Source organism: Burkholderia sp. JP2-270 (genome assembly GCF_003233675.1).
GTDB lineage: Bacteria > Pseudomonadota > Gammaproteobacteria > Burkholderiales > Burkholderiaceae > Burkholderia > Burkholderia pyrrocinia_C.
Window position 1 is genome coordinate 2571094 of record NZ_CP029825.1, and the last position, 19185, is coordinate 2590278.

A 19185-nucleotide genomic window follows, 5' to 3' on the forward strand; every position below is an offset into this window, starting at 1 on the left:
ATCGGCGCCCGGAGCCCCGCAAGGCAGTGCCGACAGGCCAAATCGGCAGAATCAGGCGGGTTTATCAACCGCCAATATAAGATAGTGTCCAAGTCGGATAAGCAACTCCTATGAAAGAATCGATTGGAGATTCGGCGTTTGAAACTGTGTTTATGAAAGAATCGAGCGGTGATAATGCCTCGGATTGTCTTGAATCGGGGCTTTCGGTCCTTCTCGTCGACGATCAACCGTTCGTCGGCGAGGTGATCCGCCGCGCGCTGCGCAGCGAACACGACATCGACCTGCACGTGTGCACCGACGCGCACCGGGCGATGACGGTCGCGCGCGACGTGAAGCCGACGGTCATCCTGCAGGATCTCGTGATGCCGGAGATCGACGGCCTCGATCTCGTTCGCGCATGGCGCGCGAACGCCGGCACCGCGCGCGTGCCGATCATCGTGCTGTCCGCGAAGGAGGAGCCGATCGTCAAGCGCGAGGCGTTCATCGCCGGCGCGAACGACTATCTGGTGAAGCTCCCCGACGCGATGGAACTGACCGCGCGGATTCGCTATCACTCGAATTCGTACCTGATGTCGCGGCAGCGCGACGAGGCGCTCGATTTCCTGTCGCACGACATGCGTTCGCCGCAGACGTCGATTCTCGCGCTGCTCGACGTCTACCGGACCGAACACGGCGACATGCCGGCGATCATGGAGCGCATCGCCGGCCATGCGAGGCGCGCGCTCGCGCTCGCCGACGGTTTCATCCACCTGACCCGCGCCCAGTCCGAACGCCGTGCGCACGAGGTCGTGAGTCTCAACGAGATCGTGCTCGATGCCGTCGACCAGCTTTGGGAGAAGGCGGCCGGGTGCGGCAGCCGGGTCGTCGCGCACGTGCCCGATACCGAGTGCGTGACGATGGGCGACCGCATGATGCTCACGCGCGCGGTCGCGAACCTGATCGACAACGGGCTGAAGTACGGCCCGGCCTGCACGGACGTGCACTGTACGCTGAGCGGCGAGGGCGGCGCCTGGCTGATCGGCGTCGAGGATACCGGCGCCGGCATCGCACCGGAGCAGCGCACGGCCGCGACCGAGTCGTTCGTGCAGCTCGAATCCGCGCATGGCGCGGCGCGCAGCGGCTTCGGCCTCGGGCTCGCATTCGTCCGCGCGACGGCGGCGCGGCATCGCGGCCAGATTTTGATGCGCAATACGGCGCGCGGCTTCATGGTCGCGCTGCGACTGCCGGCGCAAGCGGAGCGGTGATTTCGCGGCGCGGCCCGCCGGCGCCGCGTCGTCCGCATCCGACCACGAGGCGCTCGTGGCGCGCCGTCCGGCGCGCAGGCGGGCGTGGATTTTTTCAACGCTGATTTTAGAAAGCCCATAACGAACATGGCCACCGTGACGCCCCGCGCGACCAATGAAAGCCTGCATCCGACGAGCGGCGCTGCCCGGCTGACGCTCGGCAATCGCATCCTGCTCAGCTTCGGCGTGCTGTTCGTGCTGATGCTGGTGACAGCGGGCGTGTCGTACGAGCGCCTGCGCGCGATCAACAGCGAAGCCGTCAGCATCGAGCGCGACTCGCTGCCCGGCGTCTACCTCGCGTCGTCGCTGCGCGGCGCGGTGAACGAATCGTTCACGCTGCTGCAGCAGGCAACGTTCGTCGACACCGATCCCGAAGCCGTGCAGCGCGATCTCGCGAAAATTTCCGACGCGCTGAAGGAAGTCGAGTCGCTGTCGGTCGAATACCAGAACTCGACGTTCCGCGACGACGACCGTCAGCGCTTCGCGACGTTTCGCGGCTCCTACGACCGCTACCTGCCGCTGCTGAACGAAGCCGTGCAGAAACACCGCATATCGCGCGACGAGGCCGTTGCGGCCTACGCGAAGGTGCAGCTCGTGTGGGTCGAGGTCGTGCGCAACGCGAATGTCCTGGTACAGGAAAACCGCAAGTTCGCCGACCAGTCCGCGAAGCTGATCCGCGAATCCGTGCAGGATACCGAGGTCGTGCTCGCGACCGCGCTGGCGATCATGCTGCTGTCCGCGCTCGGGCTCGGCTACGTGCTGTACCGTTCGGTCACCGTGCCGATGGCGCGGCTCGTCGAGGTGCACGACGTGATGCGCACCGGCAACCTGACGCGCCGCCTCGACCTGCGCCGCCGCGACGAATTCGGCACGCTCGAGACGGGTTTCAACCGGATGGCCGACGAGCTGACCGAGCTCGTCTCGCGCGCGCAGCAGTCGTCGCTGCAGGTGACGACGTCGGTCGCCGAGATTGCGGCGACGTCGCGCGAGCAGCAGGCGACCGCGAACGAAACCGCGGCGACGACGACCGAGATCGGCGCGACGTCGCGCGAGATCTTCGCGACGTCGCGCGACCTGCTGCGCACGATGAACGAGGTGGCTGGCGTGGCCGAGCAGTCGGCGACGCTCGCGGGCGTGAGCCAGAGCGGGCTCACGCGGATGGGCGAGACGATGCGCAGCGTGATGGACGCGGCCGGTTCGGTGAACGCGAAGCTCGCGATCCTCAACGAGAAGGCGCTGAACATCAATCAGGTGGTCGCGACGATCACCAAGGTGGCCGACCAGACCAACCTGCTGTCGCTGAACGCGGCGATCGAGGCCGAGAAGGCCGGCGAATACGGTCGCGGCTTCGCGGTCGTCGCGACCGAGATCCGCCGCCTCGCCGACCAGACGGCCGTCGCGACCTACGACATCGAGCAGACGGTGAAGGAAATCCAGTCGGCCGTGTCGGCGGGCGTGATGGGGATGGACAAGTTTTCCGAGGAAGTGCGCCGCGGGATGCTCGACGTGCAGCAGGTCGGTGGGCAGCTGTCGCAGATCATCGCCGAGGTGCAGACGCTCGCGCCGCGCTTCCAGATGGTCAACGAAGGGATGCAGACGCAGGCGAACGGCGCCGAGCAGATCACGCAGGCGCTGTCGCAGCTGTCGGAAGCCGCGCAGCAGACCGCCGAGTCGCTGCGCCAGTCGTCGCAGGCGATCGACGACCTGACGCTCGTCGCGAACCAGTTGCGCACCAGCGTCTCGCGCTTCAAGGTCGACGCATGACGCGCGCCGACCCGCAGAACGGTGCACACGCGCTGTTCCTGATGTTCGAGCTCGACGGCGGGCGCTATGCGCTCGACGCGGCGGCCATCGACGAGGTGCTGCCGCTCGCGATCACGAATGCCGTGCCCGGCGCACCCGAATGGATCGCCGGGCTGCTGATGCGCGGCGGCCAGCCGGTGCCGGTGATCGACGTGCCGATGCTCGCGCTCGGGCGGCGCGCGCATGCGCTGCGCTCGACGCGGCTCGTGATGGCGCGCCATCGCGCGGGCCTTGCAGAAGGCGAGCGCGTGATCGGCCTGATCGTCGAGCGCGCGACGCAGACGATGCGGATCGATCGTGCGGCGTTCCGCCCGAGCGGCATCTCGACCGCGCGCACGCGCTGGCTCGGGCTCGTCGCGAACACGCCCGACGGCGTCGTTCAGCAGGTGTCGGTATCCGACCTGATCGACGACGTTGCGCGCCTGTATCTGTTCGACGGCCTGCCGGGCCACGGGAAGGAGTCCGCATGAAAGAGTCCGAATCGCGATTTCGCGGCTGGCTGCTGCGCGAGACCGGCATCGACCCCGATTCGCTCGGCAACGATTTTCTGATCCGTGCGCTGACGGAGCGCGTGCACGCGCTGCAGGCGGACGGCGAGCGCCTGCCGTCGGCGGCGCGGCCGCCCGTGACGCAGGACGCGCTCGATGCGTACTGGCAGCAGCTCAACGCGTCGGCCGACGAGCGGCGTGCGCTGATCGAACTGTTCGTCGTGCCCGAGACGTGGTTCTTCCGCGACCGCGAGGCCTTCGCGACGCTCGCGCGGCTGGCGGCCGAACGGCTCGCCGCGACGCCCGGCCGCGTGGTCCGCGTGCTGAGCGCGCCGTGCTCGACGGGCGAGGAGCCGTATTCGGCGGCGATGGCGCTGCTCGACGCGGGGCTCGAACCGGCCAGCTTCACGATCGACGCGATCGACCTCAGCGCGCGCGCGATCGAACAGGCGCGGCTCGGCTGTTACGGGCGCAACGCGTTTCGCGGCACCGCGACGGAATTTCGCGCGCGCTACTTCACGCCGGCCGCCGACGGCTGGCTGCTCGACGAGCGCGTGCGCGCGTGCGTGCAGTTCCGGCACGCGAACCTCGTCGAACCGGTCGCCGATACGGGCATTCGCTACGATTTCGTGTTCTGTCGCAACGTGCTGATCTACTTCGATCGCGACGCGCAGGATCGCGTGATCCGCTCGCTCGACGCGTGTCTCGTCGACGACGGCATGCTGTTCGTCGGGCCGGCTGAAACGGGCGTCGCGATGCGGCACGGGATGCGCTCGGCGCGCGTGCCGCTCGCGTTCGCATTTCATCGCGAGTCTGCCGCTACGGCGGCCGATGCAAGCGCGGCCCGGGCTGCGGCGCCGCAGTCAGCGGCGGCGGCCCGGCGCGCGGAGCGCTTTACCGTTGCGCCGCTCGTGGCGACGCGCCCGGTGCTGGCCGTCGCGCCGCCGGCCTGGCTCGGCGACGGGCCGTGGCCGTTCGCGGCGCCGGCCGTGCGCACGGCCGCGTTCGACGCACGGGCCGACCGGTCGGTGGCGACGGTCGAAGCGGCCGCGCCGGTCGCCGAAGGCGTCGCGCCGACGCTCGAGGAGGCGCAGGCGCTCGCGAACGCCGGCGCGTTCGATGAGGCCGAACGCGTGCTCGCGCAGTTCTCGGCGCGCGTCGGGCCGCATGCCGATGCGTTCTACCTGAACGGGTTGATCGCGGATGCGCGCGGGCGCGCCGCGGAAGCTGGCGACTTCTACCGGAAGGCGCTGTACCTGCGGCCCACGCACCACGAGGCGCTGACCCATCTCGCGACGCTGCTCGACGTCGGCGGCGATCGCGCGGGCGCGCAATGGCTGCTCGAGCGCGCACGGCGCTCGGCCGGCTGACACGATTACGGGATCGGGACCGACACCGCGATGACCAGAGGAATCCATGAACCGCGCCGCCGCCACTGACGACACGACGATCGACGTCGACGATTGCTGGAACCGGATCGGCACGCGCGGCGACCGCTCGTGCGAGCGGCTGGCCGACTGCCAGCGCTGCCTGAACTGCCCGGTCTACGCGTATCACGCGGCGAAGCTGCTCGAGCGTCCGCTCGGCGACGCCGAGATGGCCGACGCGACACGCCGGATGAGCGCGTTCCGCGCGACGAGCGTGCGCGACGACGACGGCGATACGCGCCACGCGGCGCTGGCGTTTCGCGTGGCCGACGAATGGCTCGCGCTGCCGATCGGCGTGCTGCGCGAGATCGCCGGCACGCGCCCGATCCATTCGCTGCCGCATCGCCGCAATTCGGCCGTGCGCGGCGTGGTCAACATCCGCGGCACGCTGCGCATCGCGATCTCGATCGGCGCGCTGCTCGGTCTCGACGCCCGCAAGGGCGGCAACGGCAGTGGCGACGGCCGTTTCACTCGGCTGCTGGTGGCCGCGCACCAGGGCGAACCGGTCGTGTTTCCGGTCGACGAAGTCGAAGGCGTGCTGCGCTTCGGCGCGTCCGACTGGGTGCCCGTGCCGGCAACGGTCGGGCGCGCGAGCGCCGGCCTGTCGCGCGGCGTACTGTCGTGGCGCGGCAAGTCGGTGGGCCTGCTCGACGACGATCGCCTGTTCGACGCCGTGACACGGAGCATGCGATGAGCGGCGACGACGATCTGAGCCACCTGTCGCTGCTCGAGCTGTATCGCGAGGAGACGCGCACGCAGACCCAGGCACTGTCCGAGCGGCTGCTCGCGCTCGAATCGGGCGAACCCGATTCCGTCGCGCTCGAGGCGTGCATGCGCGCCGCGCATTCGCTGAAGGGCGCCGCGCGCATCGTCGGCGTGCCGCTCGGCGTCGACATCGCGGGGCGGATGGAAGAATGCTTCGTCGCCGCGCAGGCCGGCACGATTGCGCTGACGGCCACGCACGTCGACGTGCTGCTCGCCGGCGTCGACCTGCTGGTGCGAGTCGGCGATCCGCAGGGGCCGCCCGTGTCGCCGACCGAGATCGATTTGTTCGCGGCGGCGCTGACGGGCGCCGACGGCGCGCAGACGATGCAGGCGGCCGTCGTGCCGCCGTCGGCCGTGCCGTATCGCGATCACGACGGCGCCGCGAATGAGTCCGTCGGGGCCGGCGCCACGGTGCCGCCGCTCGCGGTGTCGGGCACGGTGCCCGATCCGGTCCAGGCCGGCCGCGTGGCCGGCGCCGGCGCGATGCGCCGCGTGCGTGCCGATACGCTGAACCGGCTGCTGAGCCTGTCCGGCGAATCGCTGGTCGAATCGCGCTGGCTCAAGCCGTTCGCCGAATCGATGCTGCGCGTGAAGCGTGCGCAGCGCGACGCCGCCCGTTCGCTCGATTTGATATACGAACAGTTCGCCGACGATCTCGACGCGGGCATGCTCGCGTCGATGAACGAAGTGCGGCACATGCTCAACGACCTGCAGCGTTCGCTCGCCGAGCGCATGGACGAATTCGACCGCTTCGAGCGGCGCAGCACGCATATCGCCGAGCAGCTCTACGACGAGGCTCTGCAATGCCGGATGCGGCCGTTCGGCGATGCGACGCGTGCGTATCCGCGCATCGTCCGCGATCTCGCGCGCTCGCTCGGCAAGCAGGTGCGCTTCTCGATCGTCGGCGAGGGCACCCAGGTCGACCGCGACATCCTCGACCTGCTCGACGCGCCGCTCGGCCACCTGCTGCGCAATGCGATCGACCACGGCGTCGAGCCGCCCGACGCGCGGCGCGCGCGGGGCAAGCCGGCCGAGGCGAGCGTGACGCTGGAGGCGCGCCACAGCGCCGGCTCGCTGCTCGTCAGCGTGATCGACGATGGGCCGGGCGTCGACATGGACGCGCTGCGCGCGGCCGTCGTGCGCCAGCGCCTGACCGACGACGAGACGGCCGCGCGGCTGTCGGATCCCGAACTGCTCGAATTCCTGCTGCTGCCGGGCTTCTCGATGCGCGAGGCGGTGACCGACGTGTCGGGGCGCGGCGTCGGCCTCGACGCGGTGCAGGAGATGGTGCGCGGCGTGCGCGGCGCGGTGCGGATCTTCAACGAACCGGGCGCGGGCATGCGCTTCGTGCTGCAGTTGCCGCTCACGCTGTCGGTGATCCGCAGCCTGCTCGTCGAAGTCGGCGGCGAACCGTATGCGTTCCCGCTCGCGCACGTGCGCCGCACGCTCGAGCTCGCGCACGACGACATCGACGTACTCGAAGGGCAGCCGCATTTCCCGTTCGACGGCCGGCGCGCGGGCCTCGTCGCCGCGCACCAGTTGCTCGATGCGGGTGAACCCAACGGGGCGCGCGGCAGCACGGCGGTCGTGGTCGTCGGCGGCGAGCCCGAGCTGTACGGCGTCGCCGTCGACCGTTTCCTCGGCGAACGGATGCTCGTCGTGCAGCCGCTCGACAGCCGCCTGCACAAGATCCAGAACATCGCGGCCGGCGCGCTGCTCGAGAACGGCGACCCCGTGCTGATCGTCGACGTCGAGGATCTGATCCGCTCGGTCGACAAGCTCGTGCGCGGCGGGCAGCTCGCGCGGCTCAAGCGCGACCGGCAGCTGGCGCTCGTCGACCGGCGCCGCCGCGTGCTCGTCGTCGACGATTCGCTGACGGTGCGCGAGCTCGAGCGCAAGCTGCTGGAAAAGCGCGGCTACGACGTGACCGTCGCGGTCGACGGGATGGACGGCTGGAACGCGGTGCGCAGCGATGCATTCGATCTCGTCGTCACGGATGTCGACATGCCGCGCATGGACGGCATCGAGCTCGTCACGCTGATCAAGGGCGATCCGATGCTCAAGCGCGTGCCGGTGATGATCGTGTCGTACAAGGATCGCGACGAGGATCGCCGCCGCGGGCTCGATGCCGGCGCCGACTACTACCTCGCGAAGAGCAGCTTCCACGACGAGGCGCTGCTCGATGCCGTGCACGACCTGATCGGGGGCGCGCGCGGATGAACATCGGCATCGTCAACGACCTGCCGCTGGCCGTGGAGGCGCTGCGCCGCGTGCTCGCGCTGCGGCCGGACCACCGCGTGCTGTGGGTCGCGACCGACGGCGACGAGGCCGTGGATTTCTGCATCGCCCATCCGCCCGATCTCGTGCTGATGGATCTCGTGATGCCGAAGGTCGACGGCGTGGCGGCGACGCGGCAGATCATGGCGCGCGCGCCGTGCGCGATCCTGATCGTGACGGTCAGCGTCAGCGCGAACACGTCGTCGGTTTACGAGGCGATGGGCGCGGGCGCGCTCGACGCGGTCGACACGCCGACGCTTGCGCTGGGGCTGTCGACCGACGCGTCGCCGCAGGCGCTGCTCGGGAAGATCGACCAGATCGGCCGGCTGCTCGAAAGCCGCACCGCGGCGCTCGTGCTGCCGGGGCCGACGCCCTCGCGCGGCCAGCCGACGCTCGTCGCGATCGGCGCGTCGGCGGGCGGGCCGACCGCGCTCACCGCGCTGCTGCGCGCGCTGCCGGCCGATTTCCCGGCTGCGATCGTGATCGTCCAGCACGTCGACCAGGCGTTCGCGCTCGGGATGGCCGAATGGCTCGACGGCTATACGCGGCTGCCCGTGCGCGTCGCGCGGCAGGGCAGCGTGCCGCAGGCGGGCGAGGTGCTGCTCGCGGCGACCAACGATCACCTGTACCTGTCGCCGCGTGGCGTGCTCGGCTATACGCGACATCCGGTGGAGACGCCGTACCGGCCGTCGATCGACGTGTTCTTCAACAGTGTCGCCGACGGCTGGCAGGGCGATGCGCTCGGCGTGCTGCTGACGGGCATGGGGCGCGATGGCGCGCTCGGCCTGAAGGCGATGCGCGCGAAAGGCTGCTACACGATCGCGCAGGACGAGGCGACCAGCGCCGTCTACGGGATGCCGAAGGCGGCCGCGGCGATCGGCGCGGCATCGGCGATCCTGCCGCTCGAACGGATCGCGCCGCAGCTTATTTCGCACATCGCGCGCGCGCCGCGCGACTGACGGCGCGCCGGGGAGCGCGACGCCGTTCCGGCCCGGTGCGCCGGCGCTGCATTGCGTGCGATGCGCGGCGTCGCGTACAATTGCGGCCTGCGGAGATGGCATGCCTCCCTGCGGTCGTTGCGGCGCGTTGCGCGCGGTGCGGCCCTCGACCGCCGGTTTGCCCGGCTGATGATGCCTGCGTGTTCCTGGGTTGTCAGGAGGTCGCAGGCTGTCCATGCGGTATTCTGCCGCCCAGGTTTTGATGTTCTGTCGAATCTGGAAATCATGTTTTTCACGACTTCTTCCGACCTGCTCGCGACCGTGCGCTATGTGTGCCGCTGGCTCGCGCTCTCGGCCCTGCTCGGCGCGCTGGCCGGCACGGCTTCCGCGCTGTTCCTGATCGCGCTCGACTGGGCGACCGGCACGCGCGTTGCGCATCCGTGGCTGCTGTGGGGGCTGCCGGCCGCCGGTTTCGCGACCGGGTGGATCTACCATCGTTTCGGCCAGTCGGTCGCGCGCGGCAACAACCTGCTGATCGACGAGATTCACGACCCGAAGGCGCTCGTGCCGAAGCGGATGGCGCCGCTGGTGCTCGTCGCGACCGTCGTCACGCACCTGTTCGGCGGCTCGGCCGGCCGCGAGGGTACCGCCGTGCAGATGGGCGGCGCGCTCGCCGATCGCGTCACGCATGTGTTCCGCCTAGATCGCGAGCATCGCCGCGTGCTGCTGATGGGCGGCATCGCGGCCGGTTTCGCGTCGGTGTTCGGCACGCCGCTCGCGGGCGCCGTGTTCGGGCTCGAGGTGCTCGCGATCGGCCGCGTGCGGTACGACGCGCTGCTGACCTGCGTCGCGTCGGCGATCGTCGCGGACGTCGTGTGCCGTGCATGGGGCGTGCATCACACGGCCTATGCGATTCCGTTCGTGCCGGCCGTGTCGGCGACGGGGCTGGCCGTGACGGTCGTCGCGGGCATCGCGTTCGGCGTCGTCGGCCGGCTGTTCGCGTATGCGACGCATGCGCTGACCGCGTGGTTCCGCCGCGTTGTCCGTTACGCGCCGCTGCAGCCGGTGCTCGGCGGTCTGCTGGTCGCGGCGGCGGCCACCGTGCTGAACGTGCCGCAGTACCTCGGCCTCGGCATTCCGACGATCGAGGCCGCGTTTCACGGGCCGCTGCCGCTCTACGATTTCGCGGGCAAGTTCGCATTCACCGTCGTCACGCTGGCGTCAGGGTTCAAGGGCGGCGAGGTGACGCCGCTGTTCTACATCGGTGCGACGCTCGGCAACGCGCTCGGCCAGGTGCTGGCGCTGCCGGTGCCCGTGCTCGCGGGGCTCGGCTTCGTCGCGGTATTCGCGGGCGCGGCCAACACGCCGATCGCGTCGACGATCATGGCGATCGAACTGTTCGGCGCGGATATCGGCGTGTATGCGATCGTCGCGTGCGTCGTCGCGTACCTGTTTTCGGGGCACGCGGGGATTTATCGCGCGCAGCGCGTGGCGGTGGGGAAGGGGACGCAGGCTGAGGCGGAGTGAAGCGGACCCGTGGGTCGAGGTGTTTGCCGACGGAAGCCGGTACTCGGTGATCCAGCGGATCACCTAGCACACCGGCTTACGTTACTTCTTCGACAGTTGCGCGACATTGCGGGCCAGCAGTTCCTCGATATCGACGCCTTTTTCCGCCAGCAGCGTCGTGACGATGCCGGTCAATTCGCCGAGCGTTTCCTTGACCGATTCGCGGATCGTATCGACGACGACCTGCGTGCTTCGCTCGATCTCGATATTGACCTTGTCGTTGACGCCCTTCGCATCGAAGGTCGTCGCGCGTCGCGTTTCCGGAATCAGCCAGATTTCAAACCAGCCTTCGTCTCGATTGACGTCCGAAACCGTGAGGCTGCAGCCGTTGATCGCGATATAGCCCTTTGCGAACACATAGCGTTTGAATTCGGCAGGCACGCCGATGCGAATCATCCGGTTGTGCTCGGACGACGCGATGTGCAGGATGGTCCCCGGGAAGTCGACATGGCCGGACAGCGGATGCCCGCCGATTTCCGCGCCGTCCTTCGCGGCCCGCTCCACGTTGATCCGCGCGCCGGTCGCCAGATCGGCCAGCGTGGTGATCTTCAGGCTCGGCAGCATCACGTCGAAGTCGATCAGCTCCGGCGAATGGATGGTCGTCACCGTCAGGCAAACGCCGTCGACGGAGACACTGGCGCCGATCTCGATGTCGTCGGTAAACCGCTCGGGGAATTCGATGCTGAAGGTTCTCAGCTCCCCGTGATCCTTGATGGCCTTGATTACGCCAACGCCCTGGACAATTCCTGTAAACATGATCGAACCCTCGTCGCAAATTTCCTGGTCGACATGATAAGTGATCCCGGAAAAGGCGACGCCGCGGCGCGCGGCTCAGGGGCGGCCGGCGATATTCGCGGACGCAAAAAAGACAGTGCACGTGGCACGGCCTCGATCCGGATCCGGTTGTCGATACGGCCCGGCGGTGGCGATCGCACCGCCGGGCCGTATCGCGACACGCTTGCGTTATGCCTGCGCCGGCTCGCCCCGCGGCCCGGCATTATCGTCCGCCATGCGCTGCGGCGAATCGGCGAGCCCCTTCGCGAGCTCCAGCGCCTGCCGCTCGAACAGCCGGCGGTAGATGCCGCCGTCGATGCGGATCAGTGCGTCGTGGCTGCCTTCCTCGATCACCTTGCCGCGATCGAGCACGAGCAGCCGGTCGAGCGCACGTACGGTCGACAGCCGGTGCGCGACGACGAGCGTCGTGCGGCCGACCATCAGCCGCTCCATCGCCTGCTGGATCAGCAGCTCGCTTTCGCTGTCGAGGCTCGACGTCGCTTCGTCGAGGATCAGGATCGGCGCATCGGCGAGGAACGCGCGCGCGATCGCGACGCGCTGGCGCTCGCCGCCCGACAGCTTGATCCCGCGTTCGCCGACGAGCGTGTCATAGCCGTCCGGCAGCGCGACGATGAAATCGTGCGCACTGGCGAGCCGCGCGGCGCGCTCGATGTCCGCACGGCTCGCGTCGGGGCGCGCATACGCGATGTTTTCCGCGAGCGTGCGGTGGAACAGCACGGGCTCCTGCTGGACGATCGCGATCTGGCTGCGCAGCGAATCCTGCCGCACGCACGCGATGTCCTGGCCGTCGATCGTGATGCGGCCGCCCGACACGTCGTACAGGCGCTGGATCAGCTTGATGAACGTCGTCTTGCCCGACCCCGAGTGGCCGACGAGGCCCACGCGCTCGCCGGGCGCGATCCGCATCGAGAAATCGTCGTACAGCGGCACCGGATGGTTGCCGTAGCGGAACGTCACGTGCTCGAAACGGATCTCGCCTTGCCCGATCCGGATCGCCGGCGCGCCGGGGCGATCGTCGATGCCGAGCGGCTGGCGTTCGAGCGCGACGAGTTCTTCCATGTCGTTCACCGAGCGCTGCAGGTTGCGGATGTGCATGCCGACGTCGCGCAGGTAACCCTGCAGCATGAAGAACATCGTCAGCGCGAACGCGATGTCGCCGACGCTCGCCTCGTCGTTCGCCCACAGCCGCAGCGCGACGCCGATCATCGCGGCCTGCATCGCGACGAGCATCGCGCCCTGCAGCCCGCCGTTGAACGTGCCGCGCACCCACGTGCGGCGCGTGCGCTGCCGCCACTTGCCGATCACGCGCGCAAGCCGCGCTTCCTCGCGCGTCTCCGCGCCGAACGCCTTGACGACCGCGTTGCAGCTCACCGCGTCGGCGAGCGCGCCGCCCATGCGCGTATCCCACAGGTTGCCGAGCCGCGCGGCCGGCGCGACGATGCCGAGCGACACGGCGACCGTCACCGCGATGTACAGCAACGAGCCCGCGCCGACGACGAGCCCCATCACGGGCCAATGCGTGCCGAGCAGCACGGTTGCGCCGACCAGCATCGTGACCGACGGCAGAAGCGCGATCAGCACGGTGTCGTTCAGCAGGTCGAGCGCCCAGATGCCGCGCGTGATCTTGCGCACGGTCGAACCCGCGAAGCTGTTCGCGTGCCAGTCGGTCGAGAAGCGCTGCACGCGGTGGAACGATGCGGCGGCGATCTCGCTCATCATCTTCAGCGTGAGCGTGATGATGTTCAGGTAGACGCCTTGCCGCAGCACCGTTGCGCCGATGCCGAGCGCGGCGAGCGTGCCGAACGCGACGACGGCGGAATGCCACGCGGCGGCGCGGTCGGTCAGGCCGGTCGACAGCGCGTCGACGAGGCGGCCGGCGAACAGCGGCGTGAGCACGTCGGCGAGCGCGGCCAGCAGCGCGAAGGTCGCGACCGTGGCGATGCGTGCCGGCTGCTTGCGCCAGTAGCGGATGGTGAAGCCGAAGACGGCCTTGAATGCGTGGCCGCCCAGATGGGAGGTTTTTCTGGTCATTTATCATTGCCCGGCGCATCGCGCGACGGGACTTTCCGGTTCGGAGAACGTCGAAAACGCAACAGCCGGAGCCGCGTGGAAAACGCGGGCGGAACGAAACGGGCTGTCGGGAAAAGCGCGGCTGACGGGTTAGCGAAAAACTCGGGAGCCGGCGCGGACGGCGGGCTGGATCAGCTGCGCCGAGGGACCACGTTCGGGAAGGTTGCTGGCATTCGGAACATCTGCACCTCCCCTGAAGTGAATGGTTGAAAGGACGCCGAAAAGACGTGTAAAGATTCTATCAGCAGTGTTCCGCACGCTGCAACGTCTGACGAATGCGGCGTTGCGGCGTCGATACGGTTAGTATTCAAGGTTTCGGCCCTTCTTTTGCGCGGTTTTCCGCGAAGTGGCGGCTCGTGGGCCGGCGGGCGCATCGATTACACTTTGGCGCCCGCGGCACGCCACGGTGCGTGCGTCCCGACGCGGCACGGCACGATGTGCGGCCGGCCGATGCGGCCCTCGCAGATTCACCCCCGATACACTCCTGAGGAAACGATGAGCGACGTTCAGCAAGGCATTCTGGCTCCGATCGACACGGCAGCCCGATACCTCACTTTCACGATTTCGAATGACGGCAATGTGGCGGCGGCGCTGGCCGCGCTGCGTGAGATCGTCGACGGACGCGATACGGTCGTCGGTTTCGGACAGGCGCTGGCGGCGCATCTCGGGCGCCCGGTTCCGGGCCTGACCGACTATCCGGCGTTCGCGGTGAAGGACCGCACGCTGCCGGCGACGCCGGCCGACGTGTGGGTCTGGCTGCGCGCCGACGACCGCGGCGAGATCGTGCTGCGCGCGCGGGCGATCGAGCGCGCGCTGGCGCCGGCGTTCGCGCTGCAGGACGCCGTCGACGGCTTCCGCTATTCGAACGATCGCGACCTGTCCGGCTACGAGGACGGCACCGAGAACCCGACCGGCGACGACGCGTTCGGCGCGGCGATCGTGGCGGGGCAGGGCGCGGGGCTCGACGGTTCGAGCTTCGTCGCGGTCCAGCAGTGGCTGCACGACTTCGACCAGATGGAGCGCATTCCGTCGGGCGACATGGACAACATCGTCGGGCGCCGCCGCTCGGACAACGAGGAACTCGACGACGCGCCCGAGTTCGCGCACGTGAAGCGCACCGCGCAGGAAAGCTTCGAGCCGGAGGCGTTCATGCTGCGCCGTTCGTCGCCGTGGTCGGACGCGCGCCGCGCGGGCCTCTACTTCGTTGCGTTCGGCTGCTCGTTCCGCGCGTTCGACGTGCAGATGCGCCGCATGAGCGGCGCGGACGACGGAATCGTCGACGGCCTGTTCCGCTTCACGCGGCCGCTGACGGGCGCGTATTTCTGGTGCCCGCCGATGAAGGACGGCAAGCTGGACCTGTCCGCGCTCGGACTGTAAGCGCCTGGCTGGTTCGATGGACGGGCGGGCTGCGCGTCGTGCGCGGCCCGCCCGTTTTGTTTGTCAGGCGTCGATGGTGTGCCGCTCGCATCACTTCAACGTCGTTTCGATCCGCGTGCCGCGCTTGATGAACTGCGTCACCGGCGTCTTCTCGCAGATTTCCGCGAGGCGCTGGCGTTGCGCTTCGTCGAGGGGGCCGTCGAGCGTCACGACGCGGCGCACGTATTGCACGCCTTCGCGATCGGCATGCAGCTCGGTGCGCACGTCGATGCGCGCGGCCGGCCATGACTTGCGCTGCATGTACATGCGCAGCGTCGCGGCCGTGCATTGCGCGAGACCGGCAAGCACGAACTCGTACGGGGCCGGCCCGCGATCCTGACCGCCTTCGCGTGGCCCTTCGTCGCCGGTCAGCGCGTGCGTGCCGGCCTGCAGCTGGACGACGTAATCGGGCGCGTCGGCATCGAGGGCGGCGGCGGCATGGATGAGCGGCATGGCAAGTCTCCGGTAAGCGGGAGGAAGGAAGCGGGAACCGCATGGTGGCGCGAATCCGTCAGCATACCGTTTCGATCGTAACGGCGTACGCAGCGTGTTACGCGTCGGCGACGCCGGCGCTGCTGCGCACGAGCGCGGCGATACGCTCGCGCACCCACTGGTGCGCGCGATCGGTGTCGCGCGATTCGTGCCAGTACGCGAGCAGCGGGAACGGCTTGAGCCGCAACGGCAGCGGCCGCACGACGATCGGCAGCAGCGCGGCCATCCGCAGCGCATGGGTGTGCGGCAGCGTGACCAGCAGGTCCCCGGTCGCGGCGATCTGGCAAGCGGCGAAATAGTGCTGGCAGGTGAGCCGGATATCGCGGAAGCGCCCGTCGCTGCCGAGCAATACGTCGAGCGATTGCGGTTCGCCGAACGACGACACCGCGATATGCCGCGCCGCGAAATAGTCGGCGCGCCGCAGCGGGGGGCGCGCGAGCGGATGATCGCGGCGCAGCGCGACGACGAGCGAATCGTCGAGCAGGTGCTCGGTTGCAATGCGCGGCCCCGTCTGCACGCGACGCTCGACCGCGAGATCCAGATTGCCCGATGCGAGTTCGCGCTCGATGTCGGGCACCGCGATGCGGCGGCTCACGAGCCGCAGGCCCGGCGCTTCGTCGGCGAACGCGGCGACGATCCGCGGCAGCGCGATCGATTCGAGCACGTCGCGAATGCCGACCGCGATGCTCAGGTCGAGCGTTGCGGGATCGAATGCCGACGGATCGCGCACGGTGCCCTGCAGGCCCTTCAAGTGCAACTGCACGTCCGCGATGATCGACCGCGTGCGCTCGGTCGGCACGACGCGGTTGCCCTGGCGCACGAACAGCGGATCGCCGAAATGCGCGCGCAGCCGGTTGAGCGCGTGCGTGACCGCGGGCTGCGTGAGATGCAGTGCGCGGGCGGCCGCGCCGATGCCGCCGTGCACGTAGACGGCGTCGAGCACGCGAAACAGGTTCAGGTCGAGACGGTGATCGGCGGGCACGGGGCGCGGGCGGCGTGGTGAACGGTGGATCGATTCTAAAGGATGCGCAGGCAACGGATATGCGGGCTTTCGTGCGCGACGATCGATGGCGTTCGATGCAGGTCGAGGCCGTTCGGACCGGTACGCGACCGCAGCTTCGTCCGATGCGCAACGCAGCGAAACGCGCACATCGTGACGCGTGACGGCGCAATGATCGGCTGCATCGACAGGCGTGATTCCGTGCCGGCATACCATCGGCTCGCGACAGCCTGTAGTAATCCGCCATCATGCTGTCCACGTCGGCCATTTCGCGCCAAAGGCGCTACCCGTTCGGCTAAGATGCCGTCGCTTCATATTTCGGGATAGCCGTCCTGTCGCACGCATTCAAACCAAATATAAGCCTGACAGTTCGACGGTATTAGAAGAAGTCGAAACAAGTCGGGGGCTTGGCCAGTGAATGCAGCAGATCAGAGGTGGGTCGTTATCTATTTGAGTACGGGGTTTTCGTTGGCCCAGGCCGCGCGTCTCGGCGAGGCTTTCAACCTGGCGAATCGCCTGCATGCGTTCAGTGCGGGTTACCAGTTGAAGTACGTATCTGAAAGCGGGGGACTGTTGCAGTCTTCGTCCGGCGTGAGCATCGCGGCCGATCCGCTCAGCGACGAGCACGGCCGCCGTGCGCTCGCGTTCTTTCATCTTCACGGCGACCGCGCGGCCGTCAACTGGAACGACGCGTTGCAGCGGCGCCTGACCGACATTCGCCGGCACGCGCGCTGGATCGTCGATGCGATGGACCTGCCCGCGCTCGCGGCCACGCAGCGGCCGTCGGCGGCGATCCACGTGTCGCCCGGCAAAGCCGGGCGCCGTGCCGATGCGACGGTCGAACTGCAGGCAGGCGAGACCGACGTGTTCGCGGCCGCGCTCGACATGTTCCGCGCCGATCTCGGCGACAGCGCCGCGCAGGAGATCGCCAGCAACATGCTGCGGCCGGTCGAGCAGCGCTATGCACAATCGATGTGGGCGTTTCGCGAACTGAGTGCGAGCCCGCCGATCCGGATGTCGGTGCAGCGGCTGCGCGCGCTGAGCGTGAACCGCATCTCGATCGCGAGCGCCGCGCAGGCCGCCGCGATGAGCGAGCGCAATTTCCTGCGGCGCTTCAAGAAGGAGATCGGCGTGACGCCGACCGAGTTCGTTCAGCACGTGCGGCTCGAGCGCGCATGCCACATGCTGATCCACACGACGCTGCCGGCCGACAAGGTCGCGCGCCGCACGGGGTTCGGTAGCGGCGAGCGGCTCGCGAAGCTGTTTCGCCAGCGCCTGCTGATGTCGCCGACCGAATTTCGCGTCGCGGAGCGGGAAAAGATCCTTGGCCGCGATGCTGCGTCGCGCGATGCGGACGACCGACCTGCAGCCGCATTTTGCGAGGGCGGAGGGGCGAGTGGCGGCGTGCGCGCCGACGCGCGGGAGAAAACGGGGCGGATACCCGTAGAATCGTCCTGTCGCGATCTCGATTCCCGGTTTACATGCCCTTCCTCCCCACTACCGCCACCGCCCCTTTCTGCCCGTCGGAAGTAAAGGGCAGCATCACGATCGACGCCGGCGCGCCGCGCTGGCAGAAGCTCAAGCGCTTTTTCGGCCCCGGCCTGCTCGTCGCGATCGGCTACATGGATCCCGGCAACTGGGCGACCGACATCCAGGCCGGCTCGCAGTTCGGCTATTCGCTGCTGTGGGTCGTCGCGTTCTCGAGCCTCGCGGCGATCTTCCTGCAGATGCTCGCGGCGCGGCTCGGCCTCGTCGCGGGCAGGGATCTCGCGCAGGCCAGCTACGATCGCTACGGCCGGTTCGGCCGCATCGTGCAGTGGGTCACCGCCGAAGTGTCGATCATCGCGTGCGACATCGCGGAAGTCCTCGGCTGCGCGCTTGCGTTCAAGCTGCTGCTCGGCGTGCCGCTCGCGTGGGGGATCGTGCTGACCGCGCTCGACACGATGATCGTGCTCGGCCTGCAGGGCAAGGGGTTCCGGCAGATCGAGGCGATCGTGCTCGGGCTGATCGCGACGATGGCGTTCTGCTTCGTCGCGCAGGTCGCGATCACGCCGCCCGACTGGCACGCGGTGGTCGGCGGGCTCGTGCCCGGCGATCCGGGCCACGACCGCAAGGACGCGATCGTGCTCGCGCTCGGCATCGTCGGCGCGACGATCATGCCGCACAACCTGTATCTGCATTCGTCGGTCGTGCAGACGCGGCATGTCGTTGGCGGCGCGCGCGGCGTAGTTCGCGACACGCTCGCGCTGGTGCGCATCGATACCTGCGTGTCGCTGTTCGTCGCGATGCTCGTCAATGCGGCGATCCTGATCGTCGCGGGCGCGGCGTTCCATGCGACGGGCCAGCACAACGTGACCGACATCGAGCAGGCCTACAAGCTGATTACGCCGATCGCGGGCGGCGCGGCCGCGCTGCTGTTCGGCATCGCGCTGCTCGCGTCGGGGCAAAGCTCGACGCTGACCGGCACGATTGCCGGCCAGGTGATCATGGACGGCTTCCTGCATACGAAGATCCCGTGCTATCAGCGCCGGCTGATCACGCGCGGGCTCGCGCTCGTGCCGGCGCTGATCGGCGTGCTGTGGCTCGGCGACGGGTCGGTCGGGCAACTGCTCGTATGGAGCCAGGTGCTGCTGAGCCTGCAGCTGCCGTTCGCGATGTGGCCGCTGATCCGGTCGGTCAGCGATCGCAGCGTGATGGGCGAGCACACGATCGGCCGCGGGATGCAGGTTGCCGCGTGGGCGCTGTTCGTCGTCATCACCGGCACGAACCTGCTGCTGATCACCGGTGTCGCGGGCTGATACAGCCTGTCACAGGCTGACACAGGCGCGGTGCGCGCATGCGGTAAACTGCGGCCTTTCGATCGTC

General features: G+C 68.7%; 15 protein-coding genes. 11 read left to right on the forward strand and 4 right to left on the reverse strand.

What is annotated here, in order from left to right; translation table 11 throughout:
• The first annotated feature begins 110 nt into the window (after positions 1-110).
• The 8 genes from DM992_RS29725 to DM992_RS29765 all read left to right on the forward strand — a co-directional run bounded on the left by DM992_RS29725 (position 111) and on the right by DM992_RS29765 (position 10508).
• Positions 111-1244, forward strand: coding sequence for a hybrid sensor histidine kinase/response regulator (locus DM992_RS29725; protein WP_111019782.1), 1134 nt, complete (start codon positions 111-113; stop codon positions 1242-1244).
• A gap of 126 nt (positions 1245-1370) precedes the next feature.
• Positions 1371-3047, forward strand: coding sequence for a methyl-accepting chemotaxis protein (locus DM992_RS29735; protein ID WP_111019783.1), 1677 nt, complete (start codon positions 1371-1373; stop codon positions 3045-3047).
• The gene (locus tag DM992_RS29740; RefSeq protein WP_111019784.1) at positions 3044-3556 is read left to right on the forward strand and encodes a chemotaxis protein CheW; all 513 of its coding nucleotides are present in this window, start codon (positions 3044-3046) and stop codon (positions 3554-3556) included. Before DM992_RS29735 ends, DM992_RS29740 begins: the two co-directional genes overlap by 4 nt.
• Positions 3553-4944, forward strand: a complete 1392-nt coding sequence (locus tag DM992_RS29745; protein ID WP_111019785.1) for a CheR family methyltransferase — start codon at positions 3553-3555, stop codon at positions 4942-4944. The genes DM992_RS29740 and DM992_RS29745 overlap by 4 nt, the downstream gene beginning before the upstream one ends.
• 46 nt (positions 4945-4990) lie before the next feature.
• Complete coding sequence (locus tag DM992_RS29750) at positions 4991-5695, forward strand: chemotaxis protein CheW (RefSeq protein WP_111019786.1); 705 nt, start codon at positions 4991-4993, stop codon at positions 5693-5695.
• Positions 5692-7986: a hybrid sensor histidine kinase/response regulator gene (locus DM992_RS29755; RefSeq protein ID WP_111019787.1), complete on the forward strand. Its 2295-nt coding sequence runs from the start codon at positions 5692-5694 to the stop codon at positions 7984-7986. Before DM992_RS29750 ends, DM992_RS29755 begins: the two co-directional genes overlap by 4 nt.
• The gene (locus DM992_RS29760) at positions 7983-9002 is read left to right on the forward strand and encodes a chemotaxis response regulator protein-glutamate methylesterase (protein WP_111019788.1); all 1020 of its coding nucleotides are present in this window, start codon (positions 7983-7985) and stop codon (positions 9000-9002) included. Before DM992_RS29755 ends, DM992_RS29760 begins: the two co-directional genes overlap by 4 nt.
• A gap of 264 nt (positions 9003-9266) precedes the next feature.
• Positions 9267-10508 carry a voltage-gated chloride channel family protein gene (locus DM992_RS29765; protein WP_111019789.1) on the forward strand — a complete coding sequence of 414 codons (1242 nt, stop codon included), beginning with the start codon at positions 9267-9269 and terminating at the stop codon, positions 10506-10508.
• A gap of 81 nt (positions 10509-10589) precedes the next feature.
• Here the strand turns inward: DM992_RS29765 and DM992_RS29770 are convergent, their stop codons facing one another.
• Both DM992_RS29770 and DM992_RS29775 read right to left on the reverse strand, forming a co-directional pair.
• On the reverse strand, positions 10590-11303 hold the full coding sequence (locus DM992_RS29770; RefSeq protein ID WP_111019790.1) for a riboflavin synthase subunit alpha: 714 nt from the start codon (positions 11301-11303) through the stop codon (positions 10590-10592).
• A gap of 207 nt (positions 11304-11510) precedes the next feature.
• Positions 11511-13373 carry an ABC transporter ATP-binding protein gene (locus DM992_RS29775; protein WP_111019791.1) on the reverse strand — a complete coding sequence of 621 codons (1863 nt, stop codon included), beginning with the start codon at positions 13371-13373 and terminating at the stop codon, positions 11511-11513.
• 534 nt (positions 13374-13907) lie between these two features.
• Between DM992_RS29775 and DM992_RS29785 the strand changes: the two genes are divergently transcribed.
• Positions 13908-14789, forward strand: a complete 882-nt coding sequence (locus DM992_RS29785; protein ID WP_111019792.1) for a Dyp-type peroxidase — start codon at positions 13908-13910, stop codon at positions 14787-14789.
• Between the two features lie 90 nt (positions 14790-14879).
• Here DM992_RS29785 and DM992_RS29790 read toward each other — a convergent pair whose 3' ends face one another.
• Positions 14880-15281 carry an OsmC family protein gene (locus tag DM992_RS29790; protein WP_111019793.1) on the reverse strand — a complete coding sequence of 134 codons (402 nt, stop codon included), beginning with the start codon at positions 15279-15281 and terminating at the stop codon, positions 14880-14882.
• A 97-nt stretch (positions 15282-15378) separates the two neighbouring features.
• On the reverse strand, positions 15379-16302 hold the full coding sequence (locus DM992_RS29795; protein ID WP_111019794.1) for a LysR family transcriptional regulator: 924 nt from the start codon (positions 16300-16302) through the stop codon (positions 15379-15381).
• A gap of 486 nt (positions 16303-16788) precedes the next feature.
• Here DM992_RS29795 and DM992_RS29800 point away from each other — a divergent pair, with 486 nt between their 5' ends.
• Positions 16789-17853: a helix-turn-helix domain-containing protein gene (locus DM992_RS29800; protein ID WP_111019795.1), complete on the forward strand. Its 1065-nt coding sequence runs from the start codon at positions 16789-16791 to the stop codon at positions 17851-17853.
• Complete coding sequence (locus DM992_RS29805; protein WP_111019796.1) at positions 17802-19118, forward strand: Nramp family divalent metal transporter; 1317 nt, start codon at positions 17802-17804, stop codon at positions 19116-19118. Before DM992_RS29800 ends, DM992_RS29805 begins: the two co-directional genes overlap by 52 nt.
• The last annotated feature ends 67 nt before the right edge of the window (positions 19119-19185 follow it).